Annotated in this window: 22 protein-coding genes; 16 read left to right on the top strand and 6 right to left on the bottom strand. The window is 55.0% G+C overall.

The genetic code is table 11. The features are described from left to right. Positions 1 to 19 precede the first annotated feature (19 nt). Positions 20 to 661 carry a uracil-DNA glycosylase gene (locus UF64_RS00785; RefSeq protein ID WP_044826728.1) on the bottom strand — a complete coding sequence of 214 codons (642 nt, stop codon included), beginning with the start codon at positions 659 to 661 and terminating at the stop codon, positions 20 to 22. Between the two features lie 84 nt (positions 662 to 745). Further along, positions 746 to 1,354, bottom strand: coding sequence for an NYN domain-containing protein (locus UF64_RS00780; protein ID WP_044826727.1), 609 nt, complete (start codon positions 1,352 to 1,354; stop codon positions 746 to 748). Positions 1,355 to 1,555: 201 nt separating this feature from the next. Between UF64_RS00780 and folK the strand changes: the two genes are divergently transcribed. The 15 genes from folK (at position 1,556) to UF64_RS00710 (ending at position 15,213) form a co-directional block, all read left to right on the top strand. Then, positions 1,556 to 2,104, top strand: a complete 549-nt coding sequence (gene folK / locus UF64_RS00775; protein WP_082049446.1) for a 2-amino-4-hydroxy-6-hydroxymethyldihydropteridine diphosphokinase — start codon at positions 1,556 to 1,558, stop codon at positions 2,102 to 2,104. 112 nt (positions 2,105 to 2,216) lie between these two features. Further along, positions 2,217 to 2,549 (top strand): DNA-directed RNA polymerase subunit omega, encoded by a 333-nt coding sequence (gene rpoZ / locus UF64_RS00770; RefSeq protein ID WP_044826726.1) that lies wholly within the window; start codon positions 2,217 to 2,219, stop codon positions 2,547 to 2,549. Positions 2,550 to 2,692: 143 nt separating this feature from the next. Next, on the top strand, positions 2,693 to 4,837 hold the full coding sequence (locus UF64_RS00765; protein WP_044826725.1) for a bifunctional (p)ppGpp synthetase/guanosine-3',5'-bis(diphosphate) 3'-pyrophosphohydrolase: 2,145 nt from the start codon (positions 2,693 to 2,695) through the stop codon (positions 4,835 to 4,837). 131 nt (positions 4,838 to 4,968) lie between these two features. Then, a complete protein-coding gene (locus UF64_RS00760) occupies positions 4,969 to 5,679 on the top strand; it encodes a DUF2062 domain-containing protein (RefSeq protein WP_044826724.1) in 711 nt (236 codons plus the stop codon). Next, positions 5,676 to 6,425 (top strand): pyridoxine 5'-phosphate synthase, encoded by a 750-nt coding sequence (locus UF64_RS00755; RefSeq protein WP_044826723.1) that lies wholly within the window; start codon positions 5,676 to 5,678, stop codon positions 6,423 to 6,425. The genes UF64_RS00760 and UF64_RS00755 overlap by 4 nt, the downstream gene beginning before the upstream one ends. Further along, positions 6,426 to 6,821: a holo-ACP synthase gene (gene acpS / locus UF64_RS00750; RefSeq protein ID WP_044826722.1), complete on the top strand. Its 396-nt coding sequence runs from the start codon at positions 6,426 to 6,428 to the stop codon at positions 6,819 to 6,821. It abuts the gene before it with no gap. A 28-nt stretch (positions 6,822 to 6,849) separates the two neighbouring features. Then, positions 6,850 to 7,596, top strand: a complete 747-nt coding sequence (gene lepB, locus UF64_RS00745) for a signal peptidase I (protein ID WP_044826721.1) — start codon at positions 6,850 to 6,852, stop codon at positions 7,594 to 7,596. Continuing rightward, complete coding sequence (rnc, locus tag UF64_RS00740; protein WP_044826720.1) at positions 7,596 to 8,279, top strand: ribonuclease III; 684 nt, start codon at positions 7,596 to 7,598, stop codon at positions 8,277 to 8,279. The genes lepB and rnc overlap by 1 nt, the downstream gene beginning before the upstream one ends. Further along, entirely contained in the window at positions 8,272 to 9,210 is a 939-nt protein-coding gene (gene era, locus UF64_RS00735; RefSeq protein ID WP_044826719.1) for a GTPase Era, read from the top strand. Before rnc ends, era begins: the two co-directional genes overlap by 8 nt. A gap of 48 nt (positions 9,211 to 9,258) precedes the next feature. Next, positions 9,259 to 9,489 (top strand): hypothetical protein, encoded by a 231-nt coding sequence (locus UF64_RS00730; RefSeq protein ID WP_044826718.1) that lies wholly within the window; start codon positions 9,259 to 9,261, stop codon positions 9,487 to 9,489. Next, positions 9,489 to 9,656, top strand: a complete 168-nt coding sequence (locus UF64_RS20480; RefSeq protein WP_161794587.1) for a hypothetical protein — start codon at positions 9,489 to 9,491, stop codon at positions 9,654 to 9,656. Before UF64_RS00730 ends, UF64_RS20480 begins: the two co-directional genes overlap by 1 nt. A gap of 272 nt (positions 9,657 to 9,928) precedes the next feature. Next, positions 9,929 to 10,678: a DNA repair protein RecO gene (gene recO / locus UF64_RS00725; RefSeq protein WP_044826717.1), complete on the top strand. Its 750-nt coding sequence runs from the start codon at positions 9,929 to 9,931 to the stop codon at positions 10,676 to 10,678. Positions 10,679 to 10,814: 136 nt separating this feature from the next. Then, positions 10,815 to 13,058, top strand: coding sequence for a DNA topoisomerase IV subunit A (gene parC / locus UF64_RS00720; protein ID WP_044826716.1), 2,244 nt, complete (start codon positions 10,815 to 10,817; stop codon positions 13,056 to 13,058). Between the two features lie 236 nt (positions 13,059 to 13,294). Further along, the gene (locus UF64_RS00715; RefSeq protein WP_044826715.1) at positions 13,295 to 13,840 is read left to right on the top strand and encodes a TRAP transporter small permease subunit; all 546 of its coding nucleotides are present in this window, start codon (positions 13,295 to 13,297) and stop codon (positions 13,838 to 13,840) included. After that, entirely contained in the window at positions 13,840 to 15,213 is a 1,374-nt protein-coding gene (locus UF64_RS00710; protein ID WP_044826714.1) for a TRAP transporter large permease subunit, read from the top strand. Before UF64_RS00715 ends, UF64_RS00710 begins: the two co-directional genes overlap by 1 nt. A 146-nt stretch (positions 15,214 to 15,359) precedes the next feature. Here the strand turns inward: UF64_RS00710 and UF64_RS00705 are convergent, their stop codons facing one another. From UF64_RS00705 to motA, 4 genes are all read right to left on the bottom strand, one after another. After that, positions 15,360 to 16,454 (bottom strand): TRAP transporter substrate-binding protein, encoded by a 1,095-nt coding sequence (locus tag UF64_RS00705; RefSeq protein WP_044826713.1) that lies wholly within the window; start codon positions 16,452 to 16,454, stop codon positions 15,360 to 15,362. 178 nt (positions 16,455 to 16,632) lie between these two features. After that, entirely contained in the window at positions 16,633 to 17,379 is a 747-nt protein-coding gene (locus UF64_RS00700) for an arginyltransferase (RefSeq protein ID WP_044826712.1), read from the bottom strand. A 119-nt stretch (positions 17,380 to 17,498) separates the two neighbouring features. Continuing rightward, positions 17,499 to 18,455, bottom strand: coding sequence for a flagellar motor protein MotB (locus UF64_RS00695; protein ID WP_044826711.1), 957 nt, complete (start codon positions 18,453 to 18,455; stop codon positions 17,499 to 17,501). Positions 18,456 to 18,495: 40 nt separating this feature from the next. After that, positions 18,496 to 19,350, bottom strand: a complete 855-nt coding sequence (motA, locus tag UF64_RS00690; protein WP_044826710.1) for a flagellar motor stator protein MotA — start codon at positions 19,348 to 19,350, stop codon at positions 18,496 to 18,498. Between the two features lie 257 nt (positions 19,351 to 19,607). Here motA and UF64_RS00685 point away from each other — a divergent pair, with 257 nt between their 5' ends. Next, entirely contained in the window at positions 19,608 to 20,090 is a 483-nt protein-coding gene (locus UF64_RS00685; RefSeq protein WP_044826709.1) for a flavin reductase family protein, read from the top strand. Positions 20,091 to 20,275 lie beyond the last annotated feature (185 nt).

The raw sequence follows: 20,275 nt of genomic DNA, 5'->3' as shown, positions 1-20,275 counted from the left end.
AGGCGATGTATCAGGCAAATTAACCGTCCAGATGTGCGCGAATTCCGGCAAAGACGTTTTCAAACATCTCTGGCGTCAGGCGATAGGTCTGGGTGTTGTAGCGCGAACAGTGATAGCTATCAAACAAAGTGATGCCATTTTCCATCTTGTGTGATGCGCCGTGGCCAAATTTCAGCGATGACAGCTTAAGCCCGAAGGTGCGCAGCATGGCCTGATGGGCGACCTGACCAAGGCACAAGATGGCTGAGAGGTTCTTCATCGCATCAAATTCACTGATCAGAAACGGGCGGCAGGTATTGGCTTCGGGCCCGGTTGGCTTGTTTTCCGGCGGCACACATTTGACCGCGTTGGTGATGCGACAATCAACCAGTTCCAGCCCGTCATCGGGACGTTTGGCGTAGGTGCCGGTGGCAAAGCCGAACTTTTTCAGCGTGTCATAAAGAAGGTCACCAGCATAGTCGCCGGTAAACGGGCGGCCGGTGGCATTTGCCCCCTTAAGCCCCGGTGCAAGACCGACAATCAGAAGGCGCGCATCAAGCGGGCCAAACGGACGCACGGGGCCGTTATAAAAGTCGGGAAACTTTTCCTGATTTTTGCGCCGGAATTCGACAAGACGCGGGCAAAGCTGACAATCGATATCGGGTTGCTGATAGGCGGTCATGGCATGTCTGACTTTTTGCCGGTCACAGTGCGGGCTGTGACCGGTGGTGATCAGGGCAGGGTGATGGGCGACGCGGTCAGTCGATCAATCGTAATCGAATTCGTCGAGATCCGGATGTTCCGGGTGATCGTCGAGTTCGGGATGATCGTCATCGCGGCGTTGCTGAACCTTGCGCGCGATGGTGCCTTCAAGTTCGGTCAGTTCGATGAAGTTATCGGCCTGACGGCGCAGTTCATCGGCCACCATCGGCGGGTTGGATTTGACCGTCGAGACGACCGTGACGCGAACACCCTTGCGCTGGATGGCATCGACCAGACGGCGGAAATCGCCATCGCCCGAGAAAATAACAACATGATCAAGGTGTTGCGCCATTTCCATGACGTCAATTGCCAACTCGATATCCATGTTGCCCTTGATCTTGCGGCGACCGGCGGCATCGGTGAATTCCTTGGTCGGTTTGGTGACCATGGTGTAGCCGTTATAGTCCAGCCAGTCGACAAGCGGGCGGATGGGGGAATATTCCTGATCCTCGATGAGGGCTGTGTAATAGAAGGCCCGGATAAGCTGACCTTTTTGGGAAAACAGTTCCAGAAGGCGTTTGTAATCAATGTCAAAACCAAGGGCGCGGGCGGCGGCATAAAGGTTCGAGCCGTCAATAAACAACCCGATGCGTTCCTGCGGGTAAAAAATCATCGTTAAATTCCTCAAACATCAAATTTAATTATCGGAGTTCCTTAAAAACGGAACTTTTTAAAAACAGACCTTCAATCTTTACCGTGGCCTGCGGGACAAAGAAAGGCGAAAATATCGTGGACAGAGTATGATGGCTCCCTTAGATATGCCGTCTTTCCGAACTTGTTTCGCCGTCCAGACACCGAACCGAAGGTCTTCTTTGTGCGCAATTCTTCACCGTCAGACACCAGCATGATCGCGGATGACGCTATCCTGATTGCTTTCGGTGCAAATTTGCCTACCGAAGAATATGGTGCGCCTGCACAGACATTGAAAGCCGCCCTGCGTCGTTTGGCCGAGAATGGCGATATTTCGATTGATCTGGTGTCATCCTTTTATGAAACCGCACCGGTGCCGATTTCTGATCAGCCCTGGTACGTGAACGGCGTTGCGCGGATTTCGACCGATCTTTCAGCGCATGATCTTCTGGAGCGGTTGCATGAAGTCGAGGCCGAATTTGGCCGTGTGCGCCGCGAACGCAATGCCGCACGCGTCATTGACCTTGATCTTATTGCCTATGGTCGGGAGCTGGTGCGCGAAGAGGGCGGCATTCAGGTGCCCCATCCGCGCATGGCCGAGCGTGCATTTGTGTTGTTGCCGCTACGCGATGTGGTGGCGGACTGGGTCCATCCGGTGCTGGCGCGCAATGTCGAAGATCTGATTTCCGATCTGCCAGCGGATCAACAGATTCGCAAACAGGCGGAAAGCTGAAAAAAAAGCACAAGAAAACCTGATCGAAAGAGTGGTTTCGCTGTTGCAACACAAGTGATCCGGCGCTATAAAGCTCGGTCTGGACACCCCAAAAGTATTTCTGGAGACATTTATGGCGCGCGTTACCGTCGAAGATTGCGTTGACAAGATTCCGAACCGCTTTGAGCTTGTAATGCTTGCTGCTCAGCGTGCACGGAACATCTCGGCCGGTGCAGAACTGACCATTGATCGTGACAACGACAAGAACCCGGTTGTTGCGCTGCGCGAAATCGCCGAAGTAAAGGTTGATTTCGACGATCTGCGCAATGGCATGGTGCAGGGTCTGCAGCGGCATGTTGAAACCGACGAGCCGGAAGAAGCAGAAGACGATTTCGGTCCGAAACTGGTTGCCGAAGCCGTTGAAGACGCATCTGCTGGTGTAGTTGCTCCGTCGGAAGAAGAATAAGGTCAGACCGGTTTTGATCTGAACCTTTCCAAAAGAAGAGCCACGGTGTTTATCTTCCGTGGCTTTTTTTTGTCCAGATCGTACTATCTTAAGAAATGGGGACCCAGACTGTTCCCATTGGATAATTGCGGAGACGCCCCTGAATGATGCGCCAATACGAACTTGTTGAACGGGTTAAGGCATATGACCCCGACGCGTGTGAAACCACGCTGAACCGGGCCTATGTCTATGCAACCCAGAAACATGGTTCGCAAAAGCGCGCATCCGGTGACCCGTATTTTTCCCATCCGATCGAAGTCGCAGGCATTCTGACGAACTACAAGCTTGATTGCGACACGATCATCACGGCGCTGCTGCACGACACCATCGAAGATACCGATGCGACCCCCGAAGAGATCACCAAGCTTTTCGGGTCGAACATCATGAAGCTGGTCGATGGTGTGACCAAGCTGACCCAGATCGAACTTAAATCAGCAGATTCCAAGCAGGCGGAAAACTTCCGCAAGCTGCTTTTGGCGATGTCCGAAGATATTCGCGTGCTGCTGGTGAAGCTGGCCGACCGTCTGCATAACATGCGGACGCTGCATTATATCTCCAAGCCTGAAAAGCGCGTGCGGATCGCTGCTGAAACGCTTGAGATTTATGCCCCGCTTGCCGAGCGCATCGGTATGCATGACATCAAGGAAGAGCTTGAAGATCTTGCCTTCCAGCATATCAATCCCGAAGCGAGGGATTCGATTTTGGCGCGTCTGGAATTCCTGCGCCAGAAGGACGACAACGTTGTCAGCCGGATTGTTTCGGAACTGACCGATGTTGTTTCGCGACAGGGGCTCAAGGTCGATATTTACGGGCGTGAGAAGCGGCCTTATTCGATCTGGCAGAAGATGCAGCGCAAGAACATCACCTTTGGTGAGCTCTCGGACATCATGGCGTTTCGTGTTCTCGTCGAAGACATGCCGCAATGTTACGAGGTTCTGGGCTATCTGCACGCAAATTACAAAGTCGTGCCGGGTCGGTTCAAGGATTACATCTCGACGCCGAAGCCGAACGGCTATCGGTCGATCCATACCACGGTGCTGGGCCCGGAAAACCACCGGATCGAGGTCCAGATCCGAACCCGTCAGATGCACGAGGTCAACGAAAATGGTGTGGCGGCCCACTGGGCCTATAAACAGGAAACACCGACCGGTGAGCAGAAAGAAGGTGTTCAGTATCGCTGGCTGCGCGACCTTTTGGATATTCTTGAACACGCGTCCGAGCCGGAAGAATTCCTTGAACATACCAAGCTTGCGATGTTCCAGGATCAGGTGTTCTGCTTTAGCCCGAAGGGCGATGTGATCGCACTTCCGGCGCGCGCGACCCCGGTTGATTTCGCCTATATGATCCATACCCACATTGGCGATACCTGTGTCGGGGCCAAGGTCAATGGTGCAATGGTGCCGCTCAGAACCGTTTTGAATAACGGTGATCAGGTCGAGATCGTTACATCGAAGGCGCAAACGCCGAATCCGACCTGGGAACGGTTCGTTGTTAGCGGCAAAGCGCGTGCAAGAATTCGCCGCTTCATCCGCCAGCAGCAGGAAGACCAGTACAAGGACCTTGGCAAGGCGATCTTGCAAAAGGCGTTCCGTCAGGAAGGCTATGACTATTCCGACAAGGCGCTTGAAGGGGTTCTCAAGATTTTCAAGCAGCCCTCGGTCGAGGCACTTTTGACCCTTGTGGGTGCAGGCCATCATACCGGGCGCGAAGTTGTTCATGCGGTCTTTCCGGGCACCAAGGACAAGGAAACTGCGCGGAAAGTCGTGCCGCTTGATAAAGTTCGGGCGCGCAAGCACGAGCATGCCATCCCGATCAAGGGCCTTATTCCGGGCATGGCTGTGCATTATGCCGGCTGCTGTCACCCGCTGCCGGGTGACCGGATTGTCGGGATTGTTACAACCGGCAAGGGCGTTACAATCCATACGATTGACTGTGATACGCTGGAAACTTTCACCGAGCAGCCGGAACGCTGGCTTGATGTCGGTTGGGACAATGAGGGCGAACCGGAACACTTCATCGGCCGTCTTGGATTGACCGTGGGGCATGAGCAGGGCGCACTTAGTTCGATCACCAGCGTGATTGCCAAGAACCATGGCAATATCACCAATCTGCGCTTTACCAACCGCACGACAGATTTCTTTGAAATGCTGATCGATATCGATGTGGTCGATGTCAAACATCTGACCAACATCATTGCCGCCTTGCGTGCGACCCCTGTGGTCAATGCGGTTGAACGTGCGCGCGGGTAAGCGCGGACTGTAAACGCCTTCACCTTTTAGGTTAATTTGGTGCAAAAGCCTTGCCAAGCGCGCAGTCAGCACTTACGCATATGCCTCTAGTTTTTATTGCGTTACCTGATTTGTTCCAGAACTGACCCCGCATGTTTCGGCGCCGTATCAAACCATCATCTTTCCAGCGTGTACGCAACGTGGTCTGGCCACGGGGTGGCTGGCGCCGTTCGTCGCAATATTTTGCCCATCGGGTCGCCCGTCTGCCCGGATCGCCCTATAGCATCGCATCGGGTTTTGCCATCGGGGCGGCAGTATCATTCTCGCCGTTTATCGGTTTCCATTTTGTGATATCGGCCTTACTCAGCCTTTTGACGCGCAGCAACGTTGTGGCGTCGATCCTTGGAACCGTGGTTGGCAATCCGTGGACATTCCCGTTTATCTGGCTGTGGCTTTACACCTGCGGCAACTGGATCCTTGGAACGCATTCAGCAAGCTCGGCGGTGCATTTCGATATGGCCGTGCTGTGGGAATTTGTTGTTCTTGGCCTGAATTATGTTGGCGGCGGGCTGATTTTCGGGAACTGGGATCCGGCCGATCATCAATCGCTTGCCGTTCTGTGGGCCAGTATTGTTGATATCATCTGGCCGATGGTGGTCGGGTGTATTCCGACAACCATCGTCGTCTGGATGCTGTTTTACTTCCCGATCCGCCGCGCGGTTGTGATCTATCGCCATAACCGCATCTTGCGCCGTATGAAAAAGACCGATCGCCATGGCCTGGGCCCCATGCTTGAAAGTGCCAAGGAAAAGATCGGAACGGCTGCAAAACACGCCACCAAAAAGCAGGATGAAAGATCATGAGTGCGAAGCTCCGCCTCGGGGTCAATATTGACCATGTTGCGACCATTCGAAATGCCCGTGGCGGCGAGCTGCCCGACCCGGTGCGTGCAGCAGCCCTTGCCAAGGCCGCGGGGGCAGATGGCATTACCGCACACCTGCGCGAAGATCGCCGCCATATCCGCGATGCGGACATGAAAAGACTGCGCGAAGAAGTTGATCTGCCGTTGAATTTCGAGATGGCGGCGACCGATGAGATGCTTGCCATCGCGCTTGAAACCAAGCCGCATGCGGTGTGCCTTGTCCCGGAAAAGCGTGAGGAACGCACGACCGAGGGCGGGCTTGACGTTGCTGGTGGACACAATCACCTGAAACATTATGTCTCCGAGCTTGGCAATGCGGGCATTCGCGTATCGCTGTTTATCGAGGCATCCGAAGCGCAGCTTGATGCGGCCAAAAGCCTTGGCGCGCCGGTGGTGGAAATCCATACCGGGGCTTATTGCGATGCTGAAACGCCGGAAGAACGCGCGCGCGAACTGGACCGTATCCGCCATGCTGTGCAATATGGGGCAGGGATCGGGCTTGAAGTTCATGCCGGACATGGTTTGAACTTTGAAACCGTCAAGCCGATTGCCGCCATGCCGGAGATTGCCGAGCTTAATATCGGCCACTTCCTGATTGGTGAGGCGGTGTTTGTCGGGCTTGAAGCGGCGATTGCTGAAATGCGCCGTTTGATGGATGAAGCACGCACGCAAGCAGGTTATGCGTAAATGATCATTGGGATTGGCACGGATTTATGCGATATCCGTCGGATAGAGGCTGCTCTTGAACGCCATGGTGAGCGTTTCATGAAGCGCGTCTATACCGATATCGAGATTGCGCGTGCCACACGCAAGCCACATCGGACGGCTTCTTCGCTGGCGATGGCGTTTGCCGCCAAGGAAGCCTGTTCAAAGGCGCTGGGCACGGGGTTCCGCCGCGGTGTTTATCACAACACCATGGGTGTGGTACATCAACCCAGCGGCAAGCCCGATATGGTCCTGATTGAAGGTGCGAAAGCACGTCTGGAAGAATTGACCCCGGATGGGAAAACTGCCTCTGTGTATGTGACCCTGACGGACGAATATCCGCTGGCCAATGCGGTCGTGGTGATTTCGGCAGATTGACAAAAAAAATGGATTGGTTGAACACGGAATGGAAAAGCTTGTGCATAAGAAGAAAACGGGTGGTTTGCTCGACACCTTGAAGACCGTTTTCTGGGCCATTGTTATTGCACTTATGGTTCGGACCTTTGCTTTTGAGCCGTTCAATATTCCGTCTGGCTCCATGATCCCGACCTTGCTGGTGGGCGATTACCTGTTTGTTTCGAAATTCTCGTACGGATATTCGAAGCACAGCATGCCGTTCAGCCTGCCGATCATTCCGGGCCGCGTGTTCGAGAGCGAGCCGGAGCGTGGCGACGTCGTCGTCTTCAAGCTGCCGTCTGATACCTCGCAGGATTACATCAAGCGCGTGATTGGCCTGCCGGGTGATACGGTTCAGGTCAAGGAAGGCCGCCTTTACATCAATAACAAGATGATCGAGCGCGAGCGCATCGAGGATTACATCCTGACCGATGGTGGCGGGCGTTCTGCGGCCGTGCCGCAATATATCGAGACGCTACCCAATGGCCGTGTGCATCGCATCCTTGAGATGTTTGGCGATCAGGGGCCGAGCGACAACACCGAAGCCTTCACCGTGCCTGAAGGGCATTTCTTCATGATGGGTGATAACCGCGACAATTCGGCCGATAGCCGTGCCTTCCCGTCGCGCTTCCGGTTTGTGCCGATTGAAAACCTGGTTGGTCGTGCGGAATTCCTGTTCTATTCCAAGGACAGCTCCCAGCCGGTGTATGATCTTGGCAGCATCCGCTATGATCGCCTGTTTCAGGGGGTTAACTGATGAGCGACGGCTCGCCGGTGATCGCCGAGATTGATCACGGTTTTTCCGACCCGGACCTTCTGCGGATCGCACTGACCCATCGTAGTGCGGCCAAGGGCAAGGATATGCTGAGCGGCGGCAACGAGCGCCTGGAGTTCCTTGGCGACCGTGTGCTGGGCCTTGTCGTTGCGGAAATGCTTTATACCCGCTTTGGCCGCGAGCGCGAGGGTGCGATGGCCAAGCGGTTTGTCGCACTTGTGCGCCGTGAAACCCTTGCTCGTGTGGCCGAGCAGATCAAACTGGGTGAACACATCCAGATGGCCAAGGGTGAACGGGCAGCCGGGGCTGATACCAACCCGGCGATTTTATCTGATTGCATGGAGGCGGTGATTGCCGCACTCTATCTTGATGGTGGTCTTGAACCGGCACGGCGTTTTATTGAAAAGCTGTGGACGCCGCTTCTGGATGAAGCCAACAAGCCGCCGCAGGATGCCAAGACGCAATTGCAGGAATGGCTGCAGGGGCGTGGCAAGCCGTTACCGAAATACGAGATGGTCGGGCGCGAAGGCCCGGCGCACGCGCCGTTATTTACCATCGAACTGACCACCGGCGACGGTGACAGCGTCAGCGCCGAGGGCAAATCGAAACGCGAGGCGGAACAGCTCGCCGCCAAATTGATGTTGGAAAAACTTAGTGATGAATGAGGTTCCCGAACCGGTGGCCGAAGACAGATTACCTTATCAGCAACGTTGTGGCTTTGTGGCCCTCGTTGGTGCACCGAATGCTGGCAAATCAACGCTTTTGAACCAGCTGGTTGGCACGAAAGTGTCCATCGTCTCGCCGAAGGTCCAAACGACGCGTACCCGTGTGCGCGGCATCGTCATGACCGAAGACGCGCAGATTGTTTTCATTGATACCCCGGGTATTTTCGCGCCCAAACGCCGTCTTGACCGCGCCATGGTCAAGGCCGCCTGGAATGGTGCGGATGATGCGGACCTTGTTGTTCTTGTGATTGATGCTGGCAGCGGCATCACCGACGAGGACCTTGCGATTATCAAGACGCTGAAGGATCAGAACCGCAAGGCGATCCTGGCGCTGAACAAGGTCGACAAGGTTTCCGACAAGGAAAAGCTCCTGCGTCTGTCGCAGGACCTGTTTGCCCATGATGTCTTTACCGATGTCTTCATGATTTCGGCCAAGAAGGGTGCGGGCACGCAGGATCTGGTGAACTTCCTGGCAGCGAAAATGCCAGACGGGCCGTGGATGTTCCCGGAAGATGATGTTTCGGACATGCCGTTGCGATTGCTTGCGGCCGAAATCACCCGTGAGAAGCTTTATTACCAGCTTCAGCAGGAGCTTCCCTATTCCGCAACGGTCGAGACCGAGCTTTGGGAAGAGCGCAAGGATGGGTCGGTCAAGCTTGAACAGACGATCTATGTCGAACGTGAAGGCCAGAAGGCAATCATTCTTGGCAAGGGTGGCAAGCGTATCAAGGCCTTGGGCAGTGATGCGCGCAAGGAACTTGAAGCCATTTTTGAGCGCCGTGTACACCTGTTCCTGTTTGTGAAGGTCCGCGAAAACTGGGGCGATGATCCCAATCGCTTTGCCATGTGGGGACTTGATCACAACGCCTGAGGGTGTTCTGGTTCGCAAATCGATCGATCACAAATTGCCGGGTAGTTAATGGAAATCGGATCAGTCTGGGGAATTGTCATGATCGTTGTCGGCGCTGCTGCCGCAATGATTGTTGCGCGTGTCGCCAGACGCCCGTTTCGGAACCGCAATTCAAATGTGTCGGTCGAACGCGAAAAGTCCTTTTTGCACAAACCGCTTAACCTGATTGCGCTTTTGATCGCAGTTGCCGTCTTTGTGCTGGGCCTGTTCTGGCGCATGACGGGTGGAGGCCCCGGCTGATGACCAACAATTCGAATGATCCGCTGACTGACGCGATCGACGAAATCCCCAACCGTCCGATCCTGCGCAAGGTGGTATTCGGGATTGCCTTGTTCAGCTTGGCGTCCTGCCTGCTTGGGTTTTTCTTTTTGGTAACCCGCCTGATCGTACCCAGCGGATTTTTTTAGGGCCAAATTTCACTCACATCACCGGCCCGGCAACTGATATGAGAGAAAAAGCAAGGAGAAACCCGCAGAGCGGGGTGATCGCCGCTCAAGGGATTTGACGCAGAGGCTTTCTCTCATATCAGTTGTCCTTCGGATCCCCCGGATTTGCACGGGCTATTTTGTCGCAAAATCTTGAAAGATATAGATCTTCCTGCGATTTTGCTCCGCATATCCGCACAAATCCGGGAGACCGGGACGATTATGTGAGTGAATTTTGAACCTAAGGTACGCTGATGGATTGGCGGGATGACGGCATCGTTCTTTCTACACGCAAGCTGGGCGAAAACTCGGTCCGTCTTTCCGTTCTGACCCGCGATTATGGCCGCCATGCTGGTCTGGTGCGCGGTGCAACCAGCAAATCCATGCGTGGCACCCTTGAACCCGGAAACGAGGTCAGGGTGGGGTGGTCGGCCCGACTGGCCGAACATCTGGGGCAATTTCGCTGTGAGCTGACCGGGGCACATGCCGCCGATTTGTTGCTCCAGGCCGGTCCGCTGATGGCGATGAGTTCGGCCTGTGCGATGCTTGATGCAACCTTACCCGAACGCGAAGCCCATCCCGATCTTTATCACGGCACAGTCGCACTGATGAGCGCGCTTAAGAGCGAGCAATGGTTGCCTGCCTATATCCGATGGGAAGTCGGGTTGCTTGAAGAGCTCGGCTATGGGCTTGCACTTGATCGGTGTGCCGCGACCGATGAAACCGAAAACCTTGCCTATGTGTCACCCAAAAGCGGGCGGGCCGTGGGGGAGGCATCCGGGAATGCCTATCGCGATCGGATGTTGCCATTGCCAGCCTTTCTGGCGTCTTGGCGGGCTGCAGCATCGCGCAAGGAAATGCCGTTGAGCGAGCAGTTTCGTGATGGATTGAAGCTGACCGGGTTTTTCATTCATCGCGATATTTTCGAGGCAAAGGGGGTTAAACCCGTGGCCGCACGCGACCGGCTTGTCAGTCATGTCTGGCGGGCTGATATCGGCGAATAAAAATAAATTCGCCAATTTGTGCGCCATATGTTGACCAAGACCATGCCCGGCGTAGTATGTTGCCAATAACGTAAGGTGTTCGGTTCCGAACGCACTTGCACATGTCCATTTTGACAAGCAACAAGAAAAATCGTTCATGAGCACCAAGACTTCCGATCCGGCAGGTGCCGGACAAATCAGGGAAACCCGCCTTGCCGACGCGCTAAGCGAGCGATATCTAGCCTATGCGATGTCGACGATCATGTCGCGTTCCCTGCCTGATGTGCGTGATGGCCTCAAGCCCGTGCACCGTCGTCTTCTTTACGCCATGCGGCAGCTTAAACTGAACCCGGAGCAGGGGTTCAAGAAGTGCGCACGTGTGGTCGGTGACGTGATCGGTAAGTATCACCCGCATGGTGATCAGTCGGTTTACGATGCCCTTGTGCGTCTGGCGCAGGATTTCGCGGTTCGTTATCCGCTGGTCGATGGTCAGGGTAACTTCGGCAACATTGACGGCGATAACGCGGCAGCGATGCGTTATACCGAAGCCCGCATGACGGCGATTGCCGCAGCACTTATGGATGGCCTTGACGAGGATGCCGTTGATTTCCGCCCGACCTATGATGGCGAGGAAAAGGAACCGGTTGTCATGCCGGCGGCCTTCCCGAACCTTCTGGCCAATGGTGCGGCCGGTATTGCCGTGGGTATGGCGACCAACATTCCGCCGCATAACGCAGGCGAGCTGTGTGCGGGCCTGATCAAGCTGATTGATGATCCGGAAACTTCGATTGCGCAGCTTGTGCGGTGTGTGCCGGGCCCGGATTTCCCGACCGGTGGTGTTCTGGTCGAGCCGCGCGAAAACATTCTTGAAGCCTATGCCACGGGGCGTGGTTCATTCCGCCTGCGTGCGAAATGGGAAGTCGAGAAGCTGAGCCACGGTCTTTATCAGGTCGTGATCACTGAAATTCCCTATCAGGTTCAGAAAGCCAAGCTGGTTGAACGTATCGCCGATCTGATGGTGGCAAAGAAATTGCCGCTTTTGAACGATGTGCGCGATGAATCGACCGATATCATCCGTCTTGTGCTTGAGCCGCGTACCCGCGCGGTCGAGCCGGAACATCTGATGGAAATGCTGTTCAAGAATACCGAACTGGAAATCCGGTTTGGCTTGAACATGAACGTTCTGGATGCCGACAACACCCCGCGGGTGATGAACCTGCGCGAAGTGTTGCGCGCGTTCCTTGCGCACCGTCAGGACGTTCTGATCCGTCGTTCCAACCATCGACTGGCCAAGATCAATCATCGTCTTGAAGTGCTGGAAGGCTATCTTGTTGCCTATCTCAACCTTGATGAAGTGATCCGCATCATCCGCTTTGAGGATGAGCCGAAGAACGCGTTGATGAAGGCGTTCGACCTGACGGAAGTGCAGGCCGATGCGATCCTGAACATGCGTCTGCGGTCTTTGCGTAAGCTCGAAGAGATGGAAATCAAAAACGAGCACGCCAAACTGACCGAAGAAAAAGAAGGCCTTGAGGCGCTTCTGGCCAGCGAAAGCCTGCGTTGGGAGAAAATCCGCGACGAAATCGAGCAGATGCGCGAAAACTTTGGCAAGAAGACCGCCATTGGCAAGCGCCGTACCGAGATTGGCGATGCGCCGGAAGAAATCGAAGTGCCGCTTGAAGCGCTGATCGAACGTGAACCGATTACGGTCATCTGTTCGAAAATGGGCTGGGTCCGTGCGCTTAAGGGCCATGTTGCCGATGTCAGCGACCTTAAATTCAAGGACGGTGACGAACATCGCTTTGCGATCAAGGGCTTCACGACTGACAAGCTTCTGATCCTGTCGACAGCGGGTCGTTGTTACACCATGTCGTGTGACAAGCTGCCTGGTGGTCGTGGCCATGGCGAGCCGATCCGTCTTTCCATCGATCTGCCCCAAGAACATGACATCGTGTCGATGGTCATCCACAAGGATGGTCGCAACCTTCTGGTGGCGAGTTCCGGTGGGCGTGGCTTCCTGGTGGCCGAGAAAGAAGTGGTCGCGCAGACCAAGAATGGCAAGCAGGTGCTTAACCTTGGCACCGGCGAGGTCGCCAAGATCTTTGAGCCGGTCGAGCATGATCATGTCGCCGTTCTGGGCGATAACCGCAAGCTTCTGATTTATCCGGTCTCCGAGATTCCGGAAATGACGCGTGGCCGTGGTGTGATCTTGCAGAAATATCGTCAGGGCGGGCTTTCCGACCTGATGCTGTTTAACCTTGAAGACGGTCTTAGCTGGACCATGGGGGGCAGCGAAGGACGTACCCGCACCGTGACCGAACTTGCCGAATGGATTGGCAAGCGTGCCGGGGCCGGGCGCCTGCCGCCGAACGGGTTCCCGCGATCGAACAAGTTCGAATAACGGGTGTTAGCATACGTATGTGAAAGCCGGATGGTGCGAAGCCATCCGGCTTTTTCATTGCCCGGATGGCGAAAAATGATGCACGGGCTACCATTTGTTGCATTTCCCGGCAGAAATGGGCGGATTTCGGTGCAAAAGATATAGCGTTTTAGGTGGTTAATATGTAACTTCCCAACCTGTTAAGCAGGAAGCCCGCAATTTTCCTGTGAGATTCAAAAAGGGCTTGGGAGTGAAAAGTGAGATTTCTCGGAAATTTCGTCCGTGTGATCGACGGTCTGAATGACTGGATCGGACGCGGAATAGCCTGGCTGGTGATCCCCATGGTGGTGATCACGTTCTTGGTAGCCACATTGCGTTATGGCTTTGCGGTTGGCTGGGTATCGATGCAGGAAAGCTATATGTGGCTGTATGGCATCATGTTCATGGTTGGTGCCGGTTATACGCTGCTGCATGGTGGTCATGTGCGCGTTGACGTGTTTTATCGTCCGGCTTCGCCGCGCTACAAGGCATGGGTGGATCTGTTCGGGTCCGTCTTCCTGCTGGCGCCGGTGGTCATCATGATCCTGATGTACAGCTATCCCTACGTTGTCACCAGCTGGCACCGTCTGGAAGGGTCACACGAAACCGGCGGTCTTCCGGGACTGTTTCTTTATAAGTCCGTGATCCTGGTCTTTTGTGTCCTGATGCTGCTGCAGGGGCTGTCACTGGCAGCGCGCAGCATTCTGGTTCTTGCGGGTCACAAAGAATTTGAAATCAAAGAAGAAGAGCACGAGGGCGTCTGATGTCGGGGGAAATTCTTAGCCTGGTAATGTTCGCCGTCGCGTGCGGCGTACTTCTTCTTGGTTTTCCGGTTGCCTTCTCGCTTGCGGGCACCGGTCTTGCTTTTGCGCTTATTGGCAATGCCATGGGCACATTCGATATGCCGCTTCTGGGCTCCTTGCCGTCACGCTATTTCGGTGTGATGACCAACGAGCTTTATGTTGCGATCCCGCTGTTCGTGTTCATGGGGGTTATGCTTGAACGCGCGCGGATCGCCGAGAAGCTTCTGACCACCATGGGCATGCTGTTTGGCACCATGCGTGGCGGTCTTGGTATTTCGGTCGTGATTGTCGGTATGTTGCTGGCGGCCTCCACCGGTATTGTCGGTGCGACGGTTGTCACCATGGGCTTGCTCAGCCTGCCGGCGATGCAGAAGGCCGGTTATGATCCCAAACTGTCGACCGGTGTGATTTGTGCATCGGGAACACTTGGTCAGATCATTCCGCCGTCGATCGTTCTGGTTCTGTTGGGCGATATCCTGCAAGGGGCCTATGCCGAAGCGCAGCGTGCGCTGGGCAACTGGGCACCGGAGCCGATTTCGGTGATGGACCTGTTTGCGGGTGCGTTCATTCCGGGGCTGATGCTGGTCGGGCTTTATATCGGCTGGATCATCATCAAATCGCTGATCGATCCTGAATCTGCACCGGCACTGGTCGAAGGCAAACGTCCGGAAGGTCTTTGGGGCGAAGTTCTGCGTGCGTTGCTGCCGCCGGCGTTGCTGATTGTGGCGGTTCTGGGCTCGATCCTGACCGGGATTGCAACCCCGACGGAATCTGCGGCATTCGGTTCGGTTGGTGCGACCATCCTGGCAGCGTTCTATAAGCGCCTTGATATGGCGGTCATGCGCCATGTTGTGCGTCAGACGGTTCAGGTCAGCGCGATGGTGTTTGTGATCCTGCTGGGTGCGTCGGTGTTCTCGCTGGTGTTCCGTGGCCTTGGTGGCGACCATCTGGTTGAGGAGCTTCTGCATAACCTTCCGGGTGGTGTGTTCAGCGCGATGCTGGTCGTGATGTTGCTCATGTTCTTCATGGGCTTCTTCCTCGACTTTATCGAGATCGTGTTTGTTGTGATCCCGATTGTCGGCCCGATCCTGCTTAAGCTGGATGTCGATCCGGTCTGGCTGGGTGTGATGATTGCAATCAACCTTCAGACCAGCTTCCTGACACCGCCATTTGGTTTTGCGCTGTTCTATCTGCGCGGTGTGGCGCCGGCTGCGATCAAGACGCTTGATATCTATCGCGGTATCATTCCGTTCGTGATCATTCAGATGCTGGGCCTGTGCCTTGTTGCGGCCTTCCCGTGGCTTGCGACCTGGCTTCCGAGCATCCTGTTCTAAGAAGAACGACATCGCTTCAAGGAAAAAGGCACCCGGTTCGGGTGCCTTTTTTCGTATCGGTGCGATGCCGTGATCGGCTAGGGCAGGGCACAAATAAAAAGGGCTGGCAGATGCCAGCCCTTTGTCGTTTTCCGAGCCCGGAGAACTTAGTATTTGAACGGCAGGACACGTGCCTGTGCGAATGCCGATTCCGAGAATTTCGACCAAGCGATCGACTGGGTACGGAATGCGATGAGGCTTTCGAAGACTTCCTGCGACAGCGGGTTAGACGCAACGAGGTCACGCAGAACTTCACCGGACAGTTTGCCAAGGTTGGTCAGAATGTCGTCAGAGAACGGACGGACATCAACGCCATGCTTGTTGCGCAGGGTATCAAGTGCCTGAACGTTACGGGCGGTGAACTCGGACAGAACCATCTGGTTCACAGCGCGGTTTGCCTGCTCGACAATGGCTTTCAGATCATCCGGGAGTGCATTCCATGCATCAAGGTTGATGAAGTTGTCGAGAACGGTCGCCGGCTCGTGCCAGCCCGGGTAGTAGTAGTATTTCGCCGATTTATAGAGGCCAAATGCCAGATCGTTGTACGGACCAACCCATTCGGTCGCGTCAATCGCGCCCGACTGCAGTGCCGGCGGAATTTCGCCGCCCGGAAGGTTCACAACGTTTGCGCCAGCGGCTTTGACAACTTCGCCACCAAGGCCCGGAATACGCATTTTCAGACCTTTATAGTCGTCAATGGTGTTCATTTCCTTGTTGAACCAACCACCCATCTGGGTGCCGGTGTTGCCCGACGGGAAGAACTTACAGTTCAGTTCGGCATAGACCTTGTCTGCCAGTTCCTGACCGCCGCCCCACTGGAACCATGCGTTCTGTTCCTGGGCGTTCAGGCCGAATGGCATTGCTGCGATATACTGGGTCGCATCAACCTTGCCTTTCCAGTAGTAAGGCGCGCCGTGACCCATTTCGACGGTGCCGTTGCCAACAGCGTCAACAGCTTCGAATGCCGGAACAATTTCACCAGCGCCGAAAACGGTCACTTTCAGACGACCTTCGGATGCCTTGGTGATGTATTCAGCGAGAAGGTTCGCACCGGTGCCAAGGCCCGGGAAGTTTTTCGGCCAGGTGGTGATAAGGCGCCATTCACGGACGTCCTGTGCAATGGCCGGTTTGGCGAAAGTTGACGCGGCGGCAGCAGTCGCACCTGCTACGGCAGCGCCGGAAAGAAATTGGCGACGTTTCATTGGTTACAACCTCCCAAAGATGCAAGCACATGATTTATCTGTAAAAGCCGGTTTTCCGGCTATGAACCGCAGCTTATATGCGTCTTTACAGGCAGGCAACCGAGGATCGAGTTGTTTTCTTGGACTTTAGTCTAATTGGGAAATGTAACTGTCGGATTTTGACGGCGTTTTGACGCTATCAGTCCGATCCGCGGTCGTTTTCGGTGTCTTCCATACGGATCCACTGGCCATCGCGGAAACCTTCAAGCGGCTGGAAGCGCATCTTGTAAGACATCTTGCGGCAATCACCGACCCAGTAACCGAGATAGATGTGCGGCAGGGATAGCATTCTGGCCTCATCGATCAGATCCAGAACAATGTAGGTTCCAAGGCCGCGACGATCTTCGGCCGGATCAAAGAAGCTGTAAACAGCAGACAAGCCATCGGCGAGAATATCGACCAGCGCAACCGCAATCAGGCTGTCATCCGCGCGGCGATATTCGAAGATCGAGGTTTCCACCGTGCTGTCTTCGATCATCGCGCGGTAATCACGCGCATCCATGCGTGCCATATCGCCATTGCCGTGGCGGGCATCCTGATAGGTGCTAAAGAGTTGATATTGTTCCTGTGTGGCCGTCGGCGGCATCACGGTGCGAACAAGATCGCTGTTCTTGTTCTTGATGCGGCGGAAGGAACGGCTTGGCGTGAATTCCTCGCAACACACCCGGACGGGCACGCACGCATTGCAATCACTGCACGCCGGAAGATAGGCAATGGAATGGCTGCGACGGAAGCCAGCGCGCGACAGAAGATCATGGACGTTGTTGGCCTCTGGTCCGCGGAGTTCTGTGACCAGCTTGCGTTCGAACCGCCCGGGCAGATAGGGGCACGGCATCGGTGCGGTCATGAAATAGTGCTGGGTCAGGCGCCGCTGATTAACTGTCATTTGGTCCGATCAGTCCCGATCACATCAAGAAGAACTACTTTATGAGATTAGGTTCTATTTATGACAGTTTAAAGGCCTGACAAGGAAAAGGGCACTGAATTCTCATCCAGTGCCCGAAATCACTGTTGCGACGGAACCGAGAAGGTCGGGCGGCGCTGGTTTTCGCCCTGCGGTGCTTGTGGCTGCGCCGGTGCGGCAGGCACAGTACCGTTTGGTGCTGCCGGAGCATTTTCGCCGTCACCTGCCAGTTCGGAACGCTCACCGGTACCACGCAGCAAGGTGATGCTGATGCGTCGGTTGCTTTCATTTTCCGGTGCTTCGGGCAGGAGCGGGTCGGTATCAGACAGACCAGCTACCTTGGCAAAGCGGGCAGTTTGAAGGCCCATTTCTTCAAGCGCGCGGCGGGTTGCAAGCGCGCGATCAGCCGAGAGTTCCCAGTTCGAATAGCCATCTGTTCGGTTGAACGGCACCGCATCGGTATGGCCTTCGATCGAAACGTCTTGCGGCATGTTTTCGATTACGGCCGCGACCTGCTGAAGCAGAAGGCGGGTGTGTTCGGCCATGGCGGCACTGCCGCTTGGGAACATGGCGGTGCCGTCTTCATCAAGGATCTGGATGCGCAGGCCTTCGTCGGTATTTTCGATACGGATGTTCTTTTCAAGGCCCTGAAGTTCCTCGTTGGCTTCAATCGCCTTAAGGAGTTCTTCCTGTGCCTCGTTGAATTCCTGCTCTTCCATCTGGGCGACCCGGATGGCTTCGCGTTGCTCGGGCGTTTCGACTGGCGGGATATCCATGCTGATGGTGGGTGATCCGAATTCGGAAGGCATCGAGCCTTCTTCGGCAAGGCTGGTACCGCCCAGCAATCCGCCAGAACCCGATTCATTTTGCGAAATGGTTTCGGGTGTGAAGTACATGGAGACGCCTTGCAGCTGTTCCTCGGTCGCACTTGAAAGCAGCCAAAGCAGCAGGAAGAACGCCATCATCGCAGTCACAAAGTCGGCATAGGCCACTTTCCACGCACCACCATGATGCCCGTGGCCGCCTTTTTTGATCTTTTTGATTACGATATCTGGCATGTACTTCGGTGTCCTCTAAACCAGAGCTTGCTTGCTGGAACTAAGCAGTCGGCGCATCCTGGAGCGCCTCGTCGAGTTCCTTGAAGCTCGGCCGAAGGTTATGCGGAAGGGTCTTACGCGCAAATTCCACCGAAACCTGTGGGGCGTAACCCTGCATGTGGCCAATCAATGCGGCCTTGATGCAGCCGAAATATTTGCCATCGGCGTCAACGGTGTTTTTGATGATCGATGCGGTCGGGCCGACAAAGCCATAGGCACCAAGAATGCCAAGGAAGGTACCCACAAGGGCTGCAGCAATCAGGCCGCCGAGAATTTCCGGCGGTTCGGTCACCGAGCTCATGGTGACGATAACACCAAGAACCGCGGCAACAATGCCAAGTGCGGGAAGACCGTCACCTGCGGTCTGGACAGCGGCAGCAACGGCGTGCTCTTCCTCGTGATGGGTTTCAAGTTCCTGATCCATCACGGCTTCGAGTTCATAGGAGTTGGTGGTGCCAAGGGTCAGCAGGCGGAGATAATCACACATGAATTCCATTGCATGATGATCTTTCATCAGCATCGGGAAGTTGGAAAACAGGCTTGAGCTTTCCGGGTTTTCAACGTGGCTTTCAAGGGCAAGATCACCCTTGGATTTTGCCAGACGGAAAATCGCGTACAGGCAAATCAGAAGTTCCAGATAGGCGGCCTTCTTCTTCGGGCCCTTCATGGCGCGCAGGGTATATGTGAAAGACTTCTTCACAATGCCAAGCGGGTTTGCCGTGAGATAGGCGCCAAATGCGGCCCCGAAAATGATCAGGACTTCAAGGGGTTGGACGAGAATTCCGAAGTCGCCATGCGGCAAATAGCCACCCAGGACAGAGCCGATTACGACGATATAGCCAATGATCAAGAACATTCTTTTTCTTCTCCACTACCCCAAGCCAGATACCTGAACGATCAACCCCGAGTTCATCGAAACATCTGTCTTCTGCGGCAGTGCAGAACGTGTTTCTGATATCTATATGCCCTTATTAAGTTTTAATCTTATTAACATCGCGTTTAAATTAGCAGCGAGTTAGGTTTGACAGCGCAGTGATTAGACGCCATTTTCCCCAAGCCCAACCTAACGGGCGCGTCATCGATCAGACTTTCTATACAAGAGCATCCTTTAATATGTCTTTCTCTCCGCGTGATTTCCGCGATTGCCTTGGTCAGTTCACAACCGGTGTTGCCGTTGTGACCACGCGCGCCGCAGACGGTGCAAAAGCGGGCATTACCATCAACAGCTTTGCCTCGGTATCGCTTGATCCGGCCCTGGTTTTGTTTTCGGTCGATCATCGGGCTGCGACTCACGCGTTGTTCACCGGCGAGACGACGCGGTTCTGCATCAATATCCTGAGCCAGGATCAAAAGCAGGTGTCCGAGCTGTTTTCAGCCCCGGGACAAGATGGCTGGGATCGTGTTGCCTATGAGGATGACAGCCTTGGCATGCCGCGCCTGACCGGAAGCATCGCCGCATTTACCTGCGAGCGCCATGCGATGCATGAGGGTGGCGATCACAGCATCATCATCGGCCATGTCCGTGAACTGGTGATGGGGGAAACCGGCGCGCCGTTGCTTTATTACGGTGGCCGTTATCGCGCGCTGGGTGACTGAGCGAGAAAACGCTGTTAGAAATAAAGAGAGGGCCGCGGCGATATGCCAGCGGCCCTCTCTTATACATTGAGAGGCACGAACATTTGCTATGATGTTCGTGCCTCTTTTCACTTGGGAGCCTGCGTATACGCAGGCTCCCGGATCCGTGAGGTGTTGATGCGGCCTTGGACTTTTACGTCCGTAAA

It is taken from the genome of Thalassospira sp. HJ, from assembly GCF_000948415.1.
Taxonomy (GTDB): Bacteria; Pseudomonadota; Alphaproteobacteria; order Rhodospirillales; family Thalassospiraceae; genus Thalassospira.
Note: the sequence above shows the minus strand (reverse complement) of the source record. Positions and strands in the feature narration are given on the sequence as shown.